Source organism: Thermogemmatispora sp. (assembly GCF_019683755.1).
GTDB lineage: Bacteria > Chloroflexota > Ktedonobacteria > Ktedonobacterales > Ktedonobacteraceae > Thermogemmatispora.
On record NZ_JADGHT010000010.1, the window covers coordinates 1 to 16,619 of the forward strand.

8 protein-coding genes and 2 pseudogenes are annotated in these 16,619 nt (G+C 59.1%); 5 read left to right on the forward strand and 5 right to left on the reverse strand.

The genetic code is table 11. The features are described from left to right. Nucleotides 1-133 precede the first annotated feature (133 nt). Nucleotides 134-2,386: a sodium-translocating pyrophosphatase gene (locus IRZ24_RS01760; protein ID WP_297159991.1), complete on the forward strand. Its 2,253-nt coding sequence runs from the start codon at nucleotides 134-136 to the stop codon at nucleotides 2,384-2,386. 478 nt (nucleotides 2,387-2,864) lie between these two features. Here IRZ24_RS01760 and IRZ24_RS01765 read toward each other — a convergent pair whose 3' ends face one another. Then, on the reverse strand, nucleotides 2,865-6,089 hold the full coding sequence (locus IRZ24_RS01765) for an LAGLIDADG family homing endonuclease (RefSeq protein WP_366914214.1): 3,225 nt from the start codon (nucleotides 6,087-6,089) through the stop codon (nucleotides 2,865-2,867). A 93-nt stretch (nucleotides 6,090-6,182) separates the two neighbouring features. Next, nucleotides 6,183-7,466: pseudogene (locus tag IRZ24_RS19725) on the reverse strand (ribonucleotide reductase N-terminal alpha domain-containing protein); the annotation flags it as partial. A 480-nt stretch (nucleotides 7,467-7,946) separates the two neighbouring features. Here IRZ24_RS19725 and IRZ24_RS01770 point away from each other — a divergent pair. The 4 genes from IRZ24_RS01770 (at nucleotide 7,947) to IRZ24_RS19730 (ending at nucleotide 12,629) form a co-directional block, all read left to right on the forward strand. Then, the gene (locus IRZ24_RS01770; RefSeq protein ID WP_297159995.1) at nucleotides 7,947-9,191 is read left to right on the forward strand and encodes a competence/damage-inducible protein A; all 1,245 of its coding nucleotides are present in this window, start codon (nucleotides 7,947-7,949) and stop codon (nucleotides 9,189-9,191) included. A gap of 293 nt (nucleotides 9,192-9,484) precedes the next feature. Next, entirely contained in the window at nucleotides 9,485-10,819 is a 1,335-nt protein-coding gene (locus tag IRZ24_RS01775) for an Nramp family divalent metal transporter (RefSeq protein WP_297159996.1), read from the forward strand. 214 nt (nucleotides 10,820-11,033) lie between these two features. Beyond that, nucleotides 11,034-12,107 carry a site-2 protease family protein gene (locus IRZ24_RS01780; RefSeq protein WP_297159998.1) on the forward strand — a complete coding sequence of 358 codons (1,074 nt, stop codon included), beginning with the start codon at nucleotides 11,034-11,036 and terminating at the stop codon, nucleotides 12,105-12,107. A 465-nt stretch (nucleotides 12,108-12,572) separates the two neighbouring features. Next, nucleotides 12,573-12,629, forward strand: coding sequence for a hypothetical protein (locus IRZ24_RS19730; protein WP_366914215.1), 57 nt, complete (start codon nucleotides 12,573-12,575; stop codon nucleotides 12,627-12,629). Between the two features lie 9 nt (nucleotides 12,630-12,638). Here the strand turns inward: IRZ24_RS19730 and IRZ24_RS01785 are convergent. The 3 genes and pseudogenes from IRZ24_RS01785 to IRZ24_RS01795 form a co-directional block, all read right to left on the reverse strand. Next, a pseudogene (locus IRZ24_RS01785) lies at nucleotides 12,639-13,493 on the reverse strand (NAD(P)-dependent oxidoreductase); the annotation flags it as partial. Nucleotides 13,494-13,669: 176 nt separating this feature from the next. After that, nucleotides 13,670-15,703, reverse strand: coding sequence for an acetyl-CoA carboxylase biotin carboxylase subunit (locus tag IRZ24_RS01790; RefSeq protein ID WP_297160002.1), 2,034 nt, complete (start codon nucleotides 15,701-15,703; stop codon nucleotides 13,670-13,672). A gap of 1 nt (nucleotide 15,704) precedes the next feature. After that, complete coding sequence (locus tag IRZ24_RS01795; RefSeq protein WP_297160004.1) at nucleotides 15,705-16,496, reverse strand: enoyl-CoA hydratase-related protein; 792 nt, start codon at nucleotides 16,494-16,496, stop codon at nucleotides 15,705-15,707. Nucleotides 16,497-16,619: the final 123 nt, after the last annotated feature.

The window sequence follows — 16,619 nt, forward strand, 5'->3', positions numbered from 1 at the left end:
TACTGCTAGCATCGTCAGTCCGCCCGCACCAGGGCCTTGCTACTTCCTGCTGTCACGGCCATCGCCAGATTGTTCTGGCCTCACTTTGAGCTGGGTGTTGGTATTGACACTATCTGCCTTCCAAGGAGGTTGAATGGTCTCTTACATCTTAGTCCCCATCGTCGTGGGACTTCTTGCCGTGCTGTTTGCGGCCTTCCTGATCAACGACGTGCTGCGGAGAGATACAGGTACGCCTTCAATGCAGAAGATCGCGAATGCCATCTTCTCCGGCGCAACCGCCTTTCTCAACAGGCAGTATCGCACGATCGCATTGTTGGCGATTGTTGCTGCTGTCTTAGTTGCAGCCGCCCTGGCGCTCCTTGGCCAGGGAACAGCGGCTGATCGGTTCAATCTGGCCTGGCACACCGCTCTCGCTTTCTTGGTGGGAGCGCTCTGCTCTGGTATCTCGGGCTATACAGGCATGTATGTTGCCGTGAAGTCCAATAGCCGCACCGCCAGTGCAGCGCGTCGCAGCCTGGGCGAAGCCCTGGTTGTGGCCCTGCGTGGGGGGGCCGTTTCTGGCTTCCTGGTGGTGGCGCTTTCGATACTGGGTGTCTCTTTGCTCTTCACCTTGTTTGGCGGCCTGTCCAGCCCGGCCACAACGCCGTCGCTGATCGTTGGCTTCGGCTTCGGCGCTAGCTTTGTGGCCCTCTTTGCCCAGCTCGGCGGCGGTATCTATACTAAGGCTGCCGATATGGGGGCGGACTTGGTCGGCAAGGTCGAGGCGAACATTCCCGAGGACGACCCGCGCAATCCGGCTGTGGTGGCCGATTTGGTAGGCGATAATGTGGGGGACTGCGCCGGACGCGGCGCCGATCTCTTCGAGTCGACGGCTGCCGAGAATATCGGTACGATGATCTTGGGGGCTACCCTCTATCAGGCCACCGGCAACGTCGGCTGGATGCTCTTCCCGCTTGTGCTGGGCGCCTTCGGGCTGATTGCTTCGGCTATCGGTGTGCTCTCGGTTCGGGCCTCGGCTGTGATTGAACCTGAGAAGGCGGCTGGCCGCGATCCCGGCCAGATTGCTATGCAGCGCCTGAATGTCGGCTACTATATTACCTGTGCTCTCTCGCTCGTCGGGATGTTCTTGGGCAGCTATCTGCTGCTCGGACAGAGTAATATCTCGGCGAACTATGGCCTACCCGCCTGGCTCTGGTTCGCCCTGGCTGGTACGGTCGGTATCGCTTTGAGCATCGCCTTCGTCTTTATCACGCAGTACTATACCTCCGGGACCTGGCGCCCGGTGCGTGAGATCGCTGCGGCGACGCTGACCGGCCCGGCTACTACCATTATCAGCGGCATTACGGTGGGCTTTGAGTGCATCGTCCCGCCTGTGTTAGCAATCAGTGCCGCTTTGGGCCTGGCCTACTTCTTCGGCAGCCAGGTGCATATCCCGCTGGCTACGCTCGGGGCCATTAATGTCAGTGGGATCTTCGGTACGGCTGTCGCTACCGTCGGGATGCTGATGAGCTGCGCTTATATCCTGACGATGGATACCTTCGGTCCAATTACGGATAATGCCGGCGGCATCAGCGAGATGAGTGGCCAGGCTGAGTCGGTGCGAGCCATTACGGATGCGCTCGACAGCGTCGGCAATACGACGAAGGCTTTGACCAAGGGCTATGGCCTTGGCTCCGCTGCCCTGGCCGCTTTCCTGCTCTTCAGCGCCTATCTGGATGTTCTCTATGGCTTCCGTCACGATCCGTCGGTCTATCGCGTCGATCTGGCCAATTTGAGCACGTTCATCGCAGGCCTGCTTGGTCTCGCTTTGATCTTCTTCTTTAGCTCGCTGGCAATCCGCGCCGTGGGAAAGGCCGCCGGGCGTATGATCGAGGAGGTACGGCGTCAGTTCCGCGAGAATCCGCGTATTATGGCGGAGAACCCTGATGAGCGGGTCGATCCTGATTACGCGCGCTGCGTGGACATCAGCACGTCAGGCGCCCTGCGCGCGATGGTCTGGCCCGGCGCAATCGCGGTCCTGACCCCGATTGCCGTGGGCGCCATCCTCGGGCCGCAGGCGGCTGCTGGCCTTTTGATGGTAGCCACTATGGGCGGGATTGTGGTCGCGCTCTTCTTGAATAATGGCGGTGGCGCCTGGGACAATGCCAAGAAATATATCGAGGCGGGGTATCTGCGCGTCAATGTGAAAGGCGAGATTGTTCCCCCCGATGATCCTGAAGGGATCGTTCTGGGCAAGAAGAGCGAACCACATAAGGCGAGCGTGATCGGCGACACCGTTGGTGATCCTTTCAAGGACACCGCTGGCCCGTCGCTGCATGTGCTCATTAAGCTGCTCAGCACGATTACGCTGGTGCTGGCTCCCCTCTTCTACTTCCTGCATGTCTAGACCCCAGCGGATGGCTGAGGTGAAAGGAAGAGGAAGGAGAAGGAGACGATGACCGCTCGGCTCGCAAGAGACTAGAAGAGTGGGGGCAACGCGGCTAGGCTCCCCCAGCCGGCTGAGGGGGAGAAGAGGAGATAGCAGGCCAGGCCTGATTTCGCCGGGCCTTGGCTCAGCAAGGGCCAGATCCGGCCAGACATTCGGGCGCTGCTTTGCCCGGGTGTTTCCTCTGCTCTCGCCATGCGTGTGGGAAGTATCTTCGGAAGGCAGACATGGCCTGGAGAGCCTGGCCGCTCTGGTTTTTGTCGCTGACTGTGGGTTACAGATGAGTTGGATGTGAGCCTGCCTGGAGAAGAGAGCCAAAGCAAGAGGGGCGGAGGAACTCACCCTGTGAGCATACCTCCGTCCCTCTTCTTTCTCTCATTCTAGCTGTCTTTGTACGCCGGTTGGGCCAGGCGCGGAGGCGCCTCGCCTGCCGCCTGGCTTAGCATTCGCTATAGCCGCAGCTATAGCATTTACGACAGCCCTCCTCGTAGACCATCGTGTTGCAACCGCATTGCGGGCAGAGGTTGCCGGTGACGTTGAGATAGCCGAGGCGCAATGGTTCACCGCCGCTGTCGCCGCGACTCTCGCTCTGCGGCTGCTGCTGGAAAGAGGCTGGTGTGTTCGACCCGCTTTCGAGCATCTCTAGATGCAGCTCCAGCGCTCTGGCTACTGCGTCAGGGAGTGAGCGGATCTGCTGGATGCCGAAACCAACGGAGCGGCTGCCGGCAATGCCACGTAGCTGCTCGGCTACCTCGCGCATGCGATCAACCTGCGAGAGTGGACTGGGGATGCGCAGGATGAGCGAGATTAAGCGCCCCAGTGCCTCGGCCAGAGCAAGGATATCACTGCCGGCCTTGCCGACGTTGACGAAGACCTCTAGCGGGCCGTGCTCGTCACTGTTGATGGTGACGTTGACTTTGCCTTCGGGGGCACGGATCTTGCGCGTGTAGCCGTGCAGTACTTCGGGCGGGGGCTTGATCATCGGCCCGTGGCTTGCACTTTGCTCGGGCCTGCTTTCTGGAAGCGGCGACTGTTGATCCTGGCCAGCCTGTGCGCCTGGTGTGGAGTGAGCCGCCTGCGCTTGTTGCTGTGCAGGTTTCTTCTCTTCGATATGGGAGAGCACTCCGACTCGTGATCCGTCGCGCATATAGGTAATGCCTTTGCAGCCAAGCTCGTAGGCTAGCGTGTAGAGCTTTTTCACGTCTTCGACTGTATGGCTGTTGGGCGCGTTGACGGTCTTGCTGATGCTGGCATCAGTGTATTTCTGAATGGTGGCTTGGACACGTACGTGTTGCTCCGGCGTGAGATCGTTGGCGGCGACAAAGTAGTCGGGAATCGGTTCGCCCGGATGTTCGTCACGCCAGGCCTTAAAGAGCGGATGGTAGAGGATATGCTCTCCTGTGCGGTCGCGGCGCACCATAGCGAAGTCATAGACCGGCTCGATGCCAGAGCTGACACCAGCAAAGAGGCTGGTGGTGCCTGTCGGCGCCTGGGTCAGTAGTACGGCGTTGCGGATGCCTTGCTTGCGTATCTTGTCCTGGATATGCTTGGGCAGACGCTGGATAAAGCGGCCCTGCATGTATTTCTCGCGATCGAAGCGTGGGAAAGGCCCCTTTTCTGCCGCAATGTCGGTGGAGGCTTCGTAAGCCGCGTCGCGAATGGTGCGATAGATGCGCTCGATGACCGGGATGGAGCGATCGCTGCCGTACGGAATCTTCATTTTGATGAGGGCATCGGCCAGGCCCATTGTGCCTAAGCCAGTACGCCGCGTGGCCATCTGCGCCTGCCGGTTCTCTTCAATAAAGTACTCGTTGGCGTCGATGACGTTGTCAAGGAAGCGCATGGCCACGCGTGCGATCTCTGCGAGCTGCTGATAGTCCATTTCGCCATCTTTGACAAAGGCGGCCAGGTTGAGGGCACCTAGGTTGCAGACGCCCCAGGGCGGGAGAGGCTGCTCTCCGCAGTTGTGCACAACCAGGCCATTGGCGATGAAGAGGTGCATCTGCGGCTCAACAAGATCATAGACCAGCTCTTCCCCATCAGGCTCTAGACTCTCGAAGGTGGCTAAGTATTCTTCTGGCTCCTCTTGGGCAGCGCTCTGGGAGGCCTCGGCCTGGGCGAGAGCGGTATTGAGAATCTGCTGGCGACTGGCCGGCAGCAGGCCAATTTGCTCGCTGAAGCGTCGCAGGTGGCGACCGCTGATGCACAATTCTTCATCGATCGCCCGCTCCGTTGGCGCAGGGCCCAGATGCTGAGGCCGGATCTGGGAGAGAATGGCGAAGTTCAAGAGGAGTCGCTGAATGTCTTCAAGGAGCGTGCGCGAGCAGCCTCTGAGTACGAGGGCATAGCCATGCTGACGCTCGCATGTGAGTATACCCGCCAGCGAGAAGAGCATGGCCAGGAACCCTTGCTGCATGGGGCGGTTACCACGCAGGACGCTAGCGGGCAGATGGCGGTTCAGCGCTTGTTCTTCGGCAGCACTCAGGGCCTGAGCTTGAGCCAGGACGGCACTGCTGAGAGCGGTCTGAGGGGCCGGCAGACCGCTGGCTTTGAGGCTCAGCCAGGCAAGCGCTTGCCCCAGTTCAGCGCTGCCCTTTGGACCAAAGGCGCCTCCGTGTCGCAGCAGATGGAGTTGCTCGCCTGGGCGGAGATCAGCAGCCGCCTTCCAGCCAGTGGGTGTGAGGATACGGTGATCAGCCGTGAGGCGCAGACTGTAGCCTTCGCGCGTGCGCAGTCGATAGACGGGCTTGATGCCCGTGGGGAAAACCGGACTGGCCAGTCGCAGTCGACGGCTGCGCAAGGTCGCTTTGTGTTCGTTCTCGTGCCTCTTGGCAGTGGGTGCGCTGCCGGCGAGGGCCGCCACCGGCAGGCTGAGATCCTCTGAGACAATCTCTACGGGTAGTCCGTTTTGAGCCAGCTCTCTTGCAGGGATCAGGCCCTGACCAGTATAGATGAGGGTCTCGCCGGTGACACAGGGATTGACGCAGTTGATCTTTTCGTAATACCAGGTGTTCGATTCCTTGTTGCAGCGGTCCATGAAGACGACACCTGGCTCAGCAGACTCCCAGGCTGACTTACAGATCAGGTCCCAGAGATCGCGAGCCCGCACCGTCTTCTTGACCTCTCCTTGCCAGATCAGGTCCCAAGGCTCATCGTTCTTGACAGCCTGCATGAAGCGGTCGGAAATGCAGACTGAGAGATTAGCATGCTCGATCTTGCCCTCAGTGCGCTTGACGGTGATGAACTCTTCGACGTCGGGATGGGTATCATCGAGCATGAGCATGAGCGCGCCGCGTCGTGAGCCGCCTTGTTGAATGACGTCGCCAGTGGCTACCGAATAGAGCTGCGCCCAGGAGCAGGGGCCAGAGGCAGTACCATTGACCGTCTTGATATAGGAGCCACGAGGCCGCAGGGTCGACAGGTTGATGCCAACGCCGCCCCCCCGGGCCATGATCTCAGTCATGATCTTGAGATTGTCAAGGATACCCTGGCGGCTGTCTTCCGGGCTGGGAATAACATAGCAGTTTGAGACAACAAGACCTGCCGCTACGAACGAGTGGTCTTCTTCAACCTCTATATCCAGCACCGGGCCAGAGTAATCAGCGATGGCGACCTCGTCAACTCGCACCCATTTGAGGCCTCCGTATTCGAAGGAGGATCGCACTTCGCTGGTCCGCTCGGGGGCCTGAAGGCCAAAGAATTGCTCAAAGAGCGGCGCGCACTCATCTGCAGTAGCCTGAATACGATAGGCTGCTTCACGCCCTAGGCGCTGCCTCTCTTCACGAATCGCGAAGAGATAACCGAGCCGCAGAAGCAGTTGATGCACCTGGATAGCGAGCGTCCGATTAGGTAGGACAATGCTAATCTCGTTACCAGCAACATACCCGGCGGCGCTGAACAGTCCGCGCAGCAAGGCCAGGGTGAGTGGCGCAGGCAAATGTATGAGGAGATCGGGAAGCCGTCGCGCATAGCGGTAGCCACCCAGGAAGGCCTTGAAAAACTGCCCAACGGCTACGGAAGGCACCTCCAGATCGTAAGAGCGCCCGGTGCTACTCAGCTTGATGGATGGTTCAACCCCAAACTTTGTATCGAAAATGCGGACAATCTCCTGCGCCGCTTTTTGCTCATCAAGAGCAAAGACAATCTTGATACCTGACGGTAGATCGCTTCGCGGGCCATGAGTTAGGCCGCCATTGCCAAGCCAGCGACCTAGCAGATAGCAGAGATCTTCGTCGAGAACCAGGTGATCCGTCAGCCGGGCCTGCTTTTCCCAGGTCGCTCCCTCAGTCTGGTCGCTGTCTGTCGTCGACCTCAAGAGGAGCTGACCATCCCGCGTTTCGTATTCAGGAAGGTAATCGCGAAGCAAGATGAGGTCGCGGGCGCTTTCCTCACCATCATGTCCGAGGGCAACATAATCGCCCGGTTTAATCTCGCGGGCGGGAATCCAGTCTGGCCCATGTTGCAGGCCCAGACCGGCGGACGAGCTGAGTCCATTGACCCATTCTGAGCGGATCAGATAGACCTTGTGATCGCCTGTCAGGCGCAGGTCATCGTAGCTGATTTTTTGTGAACGAATGATGTAGAGCGGTTCCTCGGTTTCACGCTCAAATTTGTGGAGGACAGGGCGCAGGCGATTGCGGTGGGTCACCACGAGATCGCCAACCTTGATGTCTGCAATAGGGCGATAGCCTTCGGCTGTCAGTATTTCTTGGTCAGGTGGCATGCAGTTGTAAAAAGTGACCTGATGGCCGGAGCCAGCTCCCGCCAGGATGCGCCCACCAGGCACAAATTTAAAGTCGGTCATCGCCTCGTAGAAGCGCTTCTCCCAGTAGGCGCGTAGCTCCTCCGTCTTTTCGACTGCAGCAATTCCTCGCGCCACTCGGGCCCACAACTCTTCGGGATAGTGCTCCAGTGGCTGGCCGTTGGCATCTTTAAGCGAATAGCGATCCAGAAAGACTTTGAGACGAATGCCTTCTAGCTGTGTTCGCTTGGGTGTATCGCCAGGCGCTTTGGGAGTCTTCGACTCCTGCTGCTCTAACATGCTCTATTACTCCTCTCTCAAATTGCAGCTCGTCAGTCGCCACCCGTCACCACACTTCACACGCTTGATTTGCCGCGTCTCCCGGTGCCGGACACACGACAAAGAAAGGGTAGGTGGGAAATAGGACTCACTTCTAGTGAACTTGTCCTGCAGGCAAGTTGTCGGCTATGATGTTCCCCGGTCGACCTTCCTCGGACAGTATACTAGGAAACCTCCCCGATTACAAGCCTTTGAGCACAAGATATTGAGATTTTCTTATTCTCAGGCACAACATATTGAGAGATGTTGAGACGTGGTATGATAAGGGAGGTTGCGCTCAGCTAGCTCGCCGGTAGAGCTGAGGGTGAAGGAAAGAGGAGCAAGCAAGGGCAGCGAGCAAATCGACCAGGCCAGAGGGATAGCTGAGGTGCTCTGCAGCCCTGCTGGTCACGGCTGGCGCTTGGGCCAGACCACGCATTGCTTTGGAGGATTTGATGCACTATGCGGGCCGAGATTATTTCTTGTGGCACGGAGCTGCTCCTTGGCCAGATCACTGATACCAACGCCACCTATCTGGCGCAGAGTTTGAGTGGTTTAGGGATCGATCTCTATTTCGTCTCCCAGGTCGGCGATAATCTGGAGCGCATCGTTGAGACGCTGCGTCGGGCCTGGGAACGTTCGGAATTGATTATCATGACCGGTGGCCTGGGACCCACTGAGGACGATCTAACGCGCGAGGCTATCAGTACATTGCTGGGGGAGAGTATGCAGGTTGACCCTAGCCTGGAGGCCGAGCTGCGCTCCTGGTTCGCCGCTCGTGGCCTTCAGATGCCTGAACGCAATGTCAAACAGGCCACCCTGATTCCTTCGGCGCGTCCCTTGCCGAATCCCCTGGGTACAGCCCCAGGCTGGTGGGTTGAGAAAGCGGGTCGCATCATTGTCGCTATGCCCGGGGTCCCGCGGGAGATGTACCGCATGTGGGAGGCTGAGGTCATTCCGCGCCTCAGTCCCTATACTGGCGGCCTGATTTTCACGCGCATTCTACGGGTGACCGGTCTGGGAGAATCAACGGTTGAGCAACGTCTGGAAGCCTTCATTCACGCCAGCAATCCGACCGTAGCGACATACGCCAAGAGCGACGCCGTCGATGTACGTGTGACCGCTAAGGCGGCCAGCCGCGATGAGGCTGAGCGCCTTGTCAGCGAGACCGAGGAGCGTATTCGCGCAGTGCTCGGTGACTATATCTTTGGCGTCGATAAGGAGACGCTCCCGGGCGTGGTTGGCTCTATGCTCGCCCAGCGTGCTCAGACCCTGGCGGTGATGGAGAGCTTTACCGGTGGACTCCTCGCCAGCTTGATCACTGATGTACCTGGCAGCTCGCGCTACTTCCGGGGCGCTCTGGTGGCCTACGGTCGCCCTGCAGCTCTGGAGATGGGTCTTGCTTCAGAGCTGGTCGAGCAAGCAGGTCTGGTTAGTGAGGCGACAGCGCGCGCTATGGCTCAGCTCGCACGGCAGCGTCTGGGGGCTGACTATGGTATCGGTATCACTGGCGTAGCTGGTCCTGAGCCGTTCGAGGAGAAACCCGCGGGGACGCTAGCCCTGGCCATTGCAGGACCTGCAGGCTTTGTGACCTCTCGTGGCAGCGGCTGGCGCGGTAGCCGCGAGGATCAGAAATATCGCTCGGCTCTCGCTGCGCTCAATCTGCTTCGCCTCCATCTGCTGGGCCATAAAAAGGCGCAGGAGTGAGGTGCGGCTCAAGTCGGCTCTTTTGCTATGGACTGGCAGGCCGGCAGCCCAGGCCAGGCCACTGTTCACTGTGGAGGCCTGGGGGTTCGTTGGGCCTGTGTTCGTTGTCTGCCCCTTGTCAGAGGACCAGCCGGAGTGCTATCATTACCACGCCCTGCCCGCACTCGGAGCAGCAGGCCAGGTTCGACCTGTGCAGGCTGCCAGCGACTGCAGGAGAGTTATCTATACCCCTCCCCCCACAAGCGGGGCCAAGATGGACAGCACCTTGCTAGCGAAACTGACGCTGGTGCACTATGGAGAGATCTGGCCAGAAAACAACAGAGCTGCAGCGAAAAGACCGCGCCGCTCGTAGGAAACCGGCGCGGTCGCGTTTTCCTTTTCGCCTAAGCCGCTCCTCACCGCTGATCCGGCTGCTGGCGGTGCTGGGTCCGGGCCTGATTGCCGCCAATGCTGGCAACGATGCCGGGGGAATCGCGACTTATTCGGCGGCAGGGGCCAACTATGGCTATAACCTCCTGTGGGCCCTCTTTATCAGTAGCTTTTTTGTGGCTGTGATCCAAGAGATGTGTGCCCGCATGGGAGCAGTGACCGGCAAGGGCCTGGCCGATCTGATCCGCGAGGAGTTCGGCGTGCGCTGGACAGCACTGGCTATGCTGGCTCTGCTGATCGCTAATACGGGGATTACCATTTCGGAGTTCCTCGGCATTGGCGCCAGTGTGCAGGTGCTGGCTCAGGATGTGCATACGCCCTGGCTCTATGTAACTGTGCCTGTCTGTGGTTTGGTGCTGTGGTGGCTGGTGATCAAAGGCTCCTATCAGCGGGTCGAAAAGGTCTTTATCGCGATGTCGCTGGGCTTCCTCTCCTACATCCCTGCCGCCTTTGTCGCCCACCCCGATTGGGGAGCAATCGCTCATCAGAGCGTGTTCCCCGATTGGCGCTGGGATAGCGACTATTTGCTGACCGCGGCGGCTCTGGTGGGTACAACGATTAGCCCCTATATGCTCTTTTATGTGCAGTCCGCTGTGGCTGACAAGGGTATCCACGCTGGCGAGTATATCTATGAGCAGATCGATGTCTACAGCGGAACACTCTTCGCGACGATCATTTCCTTCTTTATCATTATCGCCACCGGCGCCACGCTCTTTGTCGCCCACCATCCGGTGAACACAGCGCTGGACGCCGCTTTTGCCCTGCGCAATCTGGCCGGTCCTTATGCCTCGTTACTCTTTAGTATCGGCCTCTTTGGCGCCTCACTGCTAGCCGCAGCGGTTTTACCCCTCTCGACCGCTTATGCTATCTGCGAAGCCTTCGGCTTCGAGCGCAGCCTCTCACGCAGCTTCCGTGAGGCACCGGTCTTCCAGGGACTTTTTACAGCGTTGATCGTGCTTGGTGTGCTGGTAACACTGATTCCTGGTTTGCCCATCTTCCAGGTGCTGATCGTGCTTCAGGATATCAATACGGCCATGTTGCCGATCATCCTGGTCTTTATTATTCTGCTGGTCAACAATCGCCGCCTAATGGGCAAACATAGGAATTCGTTCCTGTTCAATATTTTCGGCTGGGCGACTGTCCTCTTCGTCTCGATCCTCACCTTGATTCTACTGGCTGTCAACCTGTTCCATCTCTGATGATCGGCGACAGGTCAGGCTGCCCGGCGCACCCCGCGATCGGTCCGCAGTTTTCTCAGCTTTCCTGGGAGCGATTGGCCACTGAGACTGATCAGGCCTTTCCAGTCTCCTCTAGCTCGCTCTTCTCTGCAGCAGACAAGCCTTTTTGGCCGACGTGTGCTAGAATAGTATTACCATGAGTGGAGCACGAAGCGAAGGAGAAAGACTAGACAGTATGGAGCGCGATCCAGGCCAGGCCCATAGCTCTTCCCCTCAAGTCAGTCGCAGCGAGCTGACTTTCTCGCTGGAGAGGTCTCTCGACTATACCCATCCTGACTTTTATCGCCTCTCGCCTGACTCACTGTCCATTGACCAGACTACAGCCGCCTCTACCGAGCAGGCAGCGATGCAGCCCTACCGCGGCCCGGAGGATCTGGCAGGCTATGGCACCGCCACTGCGAGCACGGGCGAGTATGCTTACGCCGCTCGTGTTTCAGCAGAAGAGAGGGGAAAAGTCTCATCTAGTGGCATTAAGGGAAAAAAGGGATGGGCAGGCCTGGGTGGAAGTCTAGCCGCGCTGGTGGCTTTGCTCCTGAAGTTTCAATGGCTCGGCTGGCTGCTGAAATTCGGCTGGGCCGGGATCTCTGCCCTTATCTCCCTGGCCTTCTATGCCATGCTCTTCGGCTGGGCTTTTGGCCTGGGCATTGTGGTGCTGCTCTTTGTACACGAGCTGGGACACGCCCTAGTTATCAAGGCGAAGGGTATTCCTCTTGGAGGAATGATCTTCATCCCTCTGCTGGGGGCTGCTGTTCTCATGAAGCGTCACCCGCAAAATGCTCGCGATGATGCTGAGATCGGCATTGCCGGTCCGCTTGCGGGAGCGCTCGGCTCTGCTTCCTGTCTGTTAGTGGCCTGGTTTCAGCCGCTGGGTGTCTGGGCCCCTCTGGCTTACTTCGGTTTCTTTATCAATCTGGTGAACCTGATCCCTGCTCCAATGCTGGACGGCGGGCGAATCGTGGAAGCCATTGATCGCCGCCTCTATGTAGTCGGCCTGCTGCTGCTGCTGGCTTATCAGATCTGGCTCTGGCTCAGTGGGGAGTTTTCTCCCTGGCTGCTCCTCTTGGTGATCATCGGCGCTACCTGGCTCTGGACGCAGCGTAGCGACAATCTCATCCATCCGCAGCATTATTATGCGGTTCCCCTGCGCTTTCGCCTCGCCATGACAGTGGCCTATTTTGGGCTAATCGCCCTGCTCATCTTCGGCATGTCACTCGCGCAGAGGCTGATGCTCCCTTACTACTTAGTATAACCTCCAACCGCCTGGGGCCAGGCCAATCCCCCTCTCCGCGCTGTCCGATGGTCAACGTGCGCTGCGCGGCGGCACTGGCCGCGTTTGCTTTGATCCGGTGGGCACAGAGATATCAGCGGCATGAAGACTGGTGACGCACGAGAAGGAAGGGCATAAATATGCCTCACTGGTGCGACGAACTTTAGATTGCTGCTCCTTTTTGAGCCGGCGTTCTAGCGCTACGATCTTCTCGCTAGCCTCTTCGTGAGAGAGCTGCTCCATTGGGGTTCCTCCTTTTTTATTCTGCCAGCCATCGTACCTTGCTGTGCAGGATTCCAGCGGACCTGACTATAGGCAGCGATGGAGCGGCAACAACCATCATGGGCGATGACAACACCAAACGACTGTCTTGATCCAGGCAGGCCAGGCCCTCGACCTGCCACGCGCCGGCCTCATGCGTGAGGCCGGCCCCCACTAGCTTTGTCTTTGCTCCTGATTGGAGGCGGCACGGCTGCGCACTTCCACGCCAGCGAGCCTCTCTAAGACCTTGAGCAAAGCAGTATAGTCCTCGCGGCCATAGCCCTGGGCGCGGGCCATTTCATAGAGCTGACGCGCCAGTCCTGTCAACGGCAGCGGCGTCTGATACTGGGCCCCCAACTCCAGCGCAAGATTCAGGTCTTTTTGCAAGAGGTCGGTCATGAAACCGGGCTGGAAACTGCCAGTAAAGGCGCGCATAGGGAACTGATTAGCAAGCTGCCAGTTGGCCCCCGTGCTGACATTGATAATATCAGCCATCAGCTCGACATCAGCGCCAGCCTTGACCCCCAGTACGAGAGCCTCAGCAGTAGCGGCAGCAATCACTCCTGCCAACATATTATTTACCAGCTTGACCACCTCACCGGCACCAGCAGGCCCCACATAGAAAATGCGCTCGGGCTTGCCCATCGCCTCCAGCAAGGGGCGGACGCGTTCAAAGACAGCGCGTTCGCCACCAACCATGATGGCCAAGGTGCCAGCGATGGCCCCCTGTGAGCCTCCGCTTACCGGCGCATCCAAGAAGGCGACTCCACGCTCACTGGCGAGTTGAGCCAGCCGGCGACTCGTTGCCGGTGCAATGGTACTCATATCGATGATGATCAGCCCCTCCCGCGCTCCTTCCAGAATGCCATTGGGGCCAGCAACCAGCTCCTCGACATCCTGAGAGGTTGGAACCATTGTGATGACTACCTCTACCTCAGTGGCCAGTGCGCGCGGTGAAGAAACAAGCCTGGCTCCTGCCTGGAGCACCTCCTGAACGCCAGGCTTCTCAGGATGACGCGCATAAACTGCGACTTCATGCCCGGCCTTGAGCAGATTGAGCGTCATCGGACGCCCCATTGTCCCAATCCCTATGAAGCCGACCTTCATCTTAGATATCACGTCCTTTCTCCACCAATCGATCCAGCCCTTGCTGTACTCGCTGGTCAGCCGTAGCTAACTATAGACCTTCGCTGTCCAGCTCCCCGCTTCGGTAAGCCGAAAACGTTTATGCAGCAGCGCGCGCTAAAGCCGAGGATTTGGCTCTGAGCATGCAATCCCCTTCCTCATTGCTCTTGTGCCGCCGCGAGGGCTGCCGCGTTCTGGTCTGTGCCTGTCTCCACTTCGACGACGACCGCGCCACCCTGGACAACGTCGCCTTCGCGATAATAGATGCGTCGCACGATACCATCATAGGGAGCTGTGATGACATGCTCCATCTTCATGGCGCTCAGAACAACCAGTACCTGATGCTGTTTGACATGCTCACCCTCACTGACCTGCACTTTGACAATGGTGCCAGCCATCGGGGCTGTCAAGCTCTGGCCACCGCGCTGTCCACCTCCCCGTAGACTCCTTTCAATAGCTGGCGGCTGGGGTCGCAGCAGGCGATAGAGTCGTCCCCGCAGCATGACCTGCGTCTCACCGGCCAGACGCAGGAGCTGTACGCGCTCCAGTCGCGTTCCACGCTGCAGGCACAGCGCCCCATCTGGTATTGACTGCGGGAGCACCTCCTCCGGCTCACCGCCGTCAACCTGGACCCGCCAACTGCCCCCGCTGCCCGGCAGACGCTCAAGGCGAACCTGGTGCTCCTCTCCCTCATAGCGATAGCGCAGGAGTCGCCCCTCACCGCTCAGGCGCCAGGCCCCCAGGCGCCGCCAGGGATTGCGCTCACCTGGCTCTTCGGTCAAGACCTCGGCTAGAGCCGCTGCGCTTAAAGCCAAGGGGAGCGCCGCTGGCTCCTGCAAGGCCCCGGGCTTCAGGAGCTGCTGCTCCTCTAGAAAAGAGGTGAAAGTGAGGCCCTCACGGAAAGCCGCATTCTCAGTGATCGCATGGAGCAAAGCACTGTTGGTCTTGACTCCGAAGACCGCCAGCTCCTCCAGCAAGGTCCGCATGCGCGCAATGCTGACAGCTCGCTCTTCGCCATAGGTAATCAGCTTAGCCAGCATGGGATCATAGAACTGGCTCACCTCAGAGCCACTTTCTACTCCGCTATCAATGCGTATACCAGGCCGCTGCGGCATTACCAGGCGAAGGATCTTACCTGTAGAGGGAAGAAACTGCTGTTCAGGATCTTCAGCATAGAGACGCATCTCGAGAGCGTGACCACGGGCGACCAGCTCCTCCTGACGCAGGGGTAATGGCTCGCCAGCAGCGATCAGTATCTGCAGGCGCACCAGATCAAGCCCCATCACAAGCTCAGTCACGGGGTGCTCAACCTGCAGGCGCGTATTCATCTCGAGAAAATAGAAGTGCTGGTCGCGATCAAGCAAAAACTCTAGCGTACCAGCATTGACATAGCCAGCGGCACGGGCAATGCGTACAGCGGCCTCGCCCATTTGAGCGCGCAGGGTTGGCGTTAAGGCCGGCGATGGAGTCTCCTCGACGATCTTTTGGTGGCGGCGCTGGATCGAACATTCACGCTCGCCCAGATGCACAACTCGCCCGTAGGCATCGGCTAACACCTGAAACTCAATGTGACGAGGCTGCTCTAACAAGCGCTCCAGAAAAACCGTGCCATCGCCAAAGGCAGCACGTGCCTCGCGCTGCGCCCCCTCGAGCTGTGCCGGAAAGTCTTCCAGCGAGCGCACCACACGCATTCCCTTGCCCCCGCCGCCGGCTGCCGCCTTGATCAAGAGCGGTACGCCGATGCGCTCGGCCTCCCGGAGCAGATACTGCGGGTCCTGCTCGGGACCATCGTAACCTGGGACAGTTGGTACACCAACCTGCTCCGCCACCCGACGGGCCGCAATTTTTGAGCCCATGAGGCGCATGGCCGAGGCCGGGGGGCCAATGAAGATCAGGCCTGCTTCTTGACAGGCTTCGGCCAACGCCGGGTTTTCCGAGAGGAAGCCATAGCCGGGATGAATAGCTTCCGCCCCAGCCTGACGGGCCACCTCAATGATAGCCTCAATGCGTAGATAGCTTTCGCTGGCGGGCGCCGGCCCAATGGGATAGGCTTCGTCAGCTTCATAGACATGCGGCGCATGACGATCCGCTTCTGAATAGACGGCGACGGTGCGAATGCCCATTGTGCGGCAGGTGGCCATGATGCGGCGGGCGATCTCTCCCCGATTGGCGATTAAAATCTTCTTGAACATCTTAGTTGACCACCCAGTTTGCTTGGCGCTTCTCCAGAAAGGCGCGTAGGCCTTCCTGCCCTTCGGCACTCGTTCGCAATTCGGCGATCAGATTGGCAGTATAGTCGCGCGCCGCCTCGCGGCTCAGCAGACCAACCTGTAGGGCCAAGGCCTTACAGGCTCGCAAGGCTCGCGGCCCACCGCGCAGCAGATGATGTAGTGCCTGTTCTACCGCCACATCCAGCTCTTGAGCCGTCACTACCACATGCACTAGCCCCAGTTCGCGGGCCCGCCCTGCTGTGAACTGCTCACCTGTCACAAAGAGAACCCGCGCCTGACTTTCACCGATCTTGCGCACCACGTAAGGAGCAATCACCGCCGGCGCAATGCCCAGACGCACCTCGCTAAAAGCAAAGCGCGCCGTTTCAACGGCAATCACCAGATCGCAGGCCGCAATCAGCCCCAATCCTCCACCCATCGCTGTGCCATTGACGCGGGCCACCACCGGACAAGGGAAGGTATTGATCGTCTCGAAGAGGTCAGCTAAGCGCAAAGCCTCGGCCACATTCTCCTCACGGCTCAAACCCCCCGCCTGCTGCATCATTTTGATATCGGCCCCGGCGCTAAAGGAGGCACCCGCGCCAGTCAGGACGACAGCGTGCAGCCGCTCATCGTCGCGCAAGGCCGTAAAGGCAGCTCGCAGTTCCTCAATCAACTGCTCATTAAAAGCATTATGGACCTCGGGGCGCCGCATTGTCACCGTCGCGACCCGGTCCTGAAAGCTGCGTTCAACACTGAGTAGGGTGTACTCCATTGTGCCAATCCCTGACAGGAACTCAGCTGCTACCAGTCAAATGGAACTACCCGATCCGGACAGGCGGTCCATCCTGCTAACGCAAGCCTATGGCCCTCACAAGCAGAGAGCCAACGGCTGCCA

What these genes read in the sequence shown, in the direction of transcription:
- IRZ24_RS01790 (WP_297160002.1), bottom strand. Translation starts at nt 15,703, where the DNA reads ATGTTCAAGAAGATTTTAATCGCCAATCGGGGAGAGATCGCCCGCCGC.
- IRZ24_RS01775 (WP_297159996.1), top strand. Translation starts at nt 9,485, where the DNA reads ATGGAGAGATCTGGCCAGAAAACAACAGAGCTGCAGCGAAAAGACCGC.
- IRZ24_RS01760 (WP_297159991.1), top strand. Translation starts at nt 134, where the DNA reads ATGGTCTCTTACATCTTAGTCCCCATCGTCGTGGGACTTCTTGCCGTG.
- IRZ24_RS01770 (WP_297159995.1), top strand. Translation starts at nt 7,947, where the DNA reads ATGCGGGCCGAGATTATTTCTTGTGGCACGGAGCTGCTCCTTGGCCAG.
- IRZ24_RS01795 (WP_297160004.1), bottom strand. Translation starts at nt 16,496, where the DNA reads ATGGAGTACACCCTACTCAGTGTTGAACGCAGCTTTCAGGACCGGGTC.
- IRZ24_RS01780 (WP_297159998.1), top strand. Translation starts at nt 11,034, where the DNA reads ATGGAGCGCGATCCAGGCCAGGCCCATAGCTCTTCCCCTCAAGTCAGT.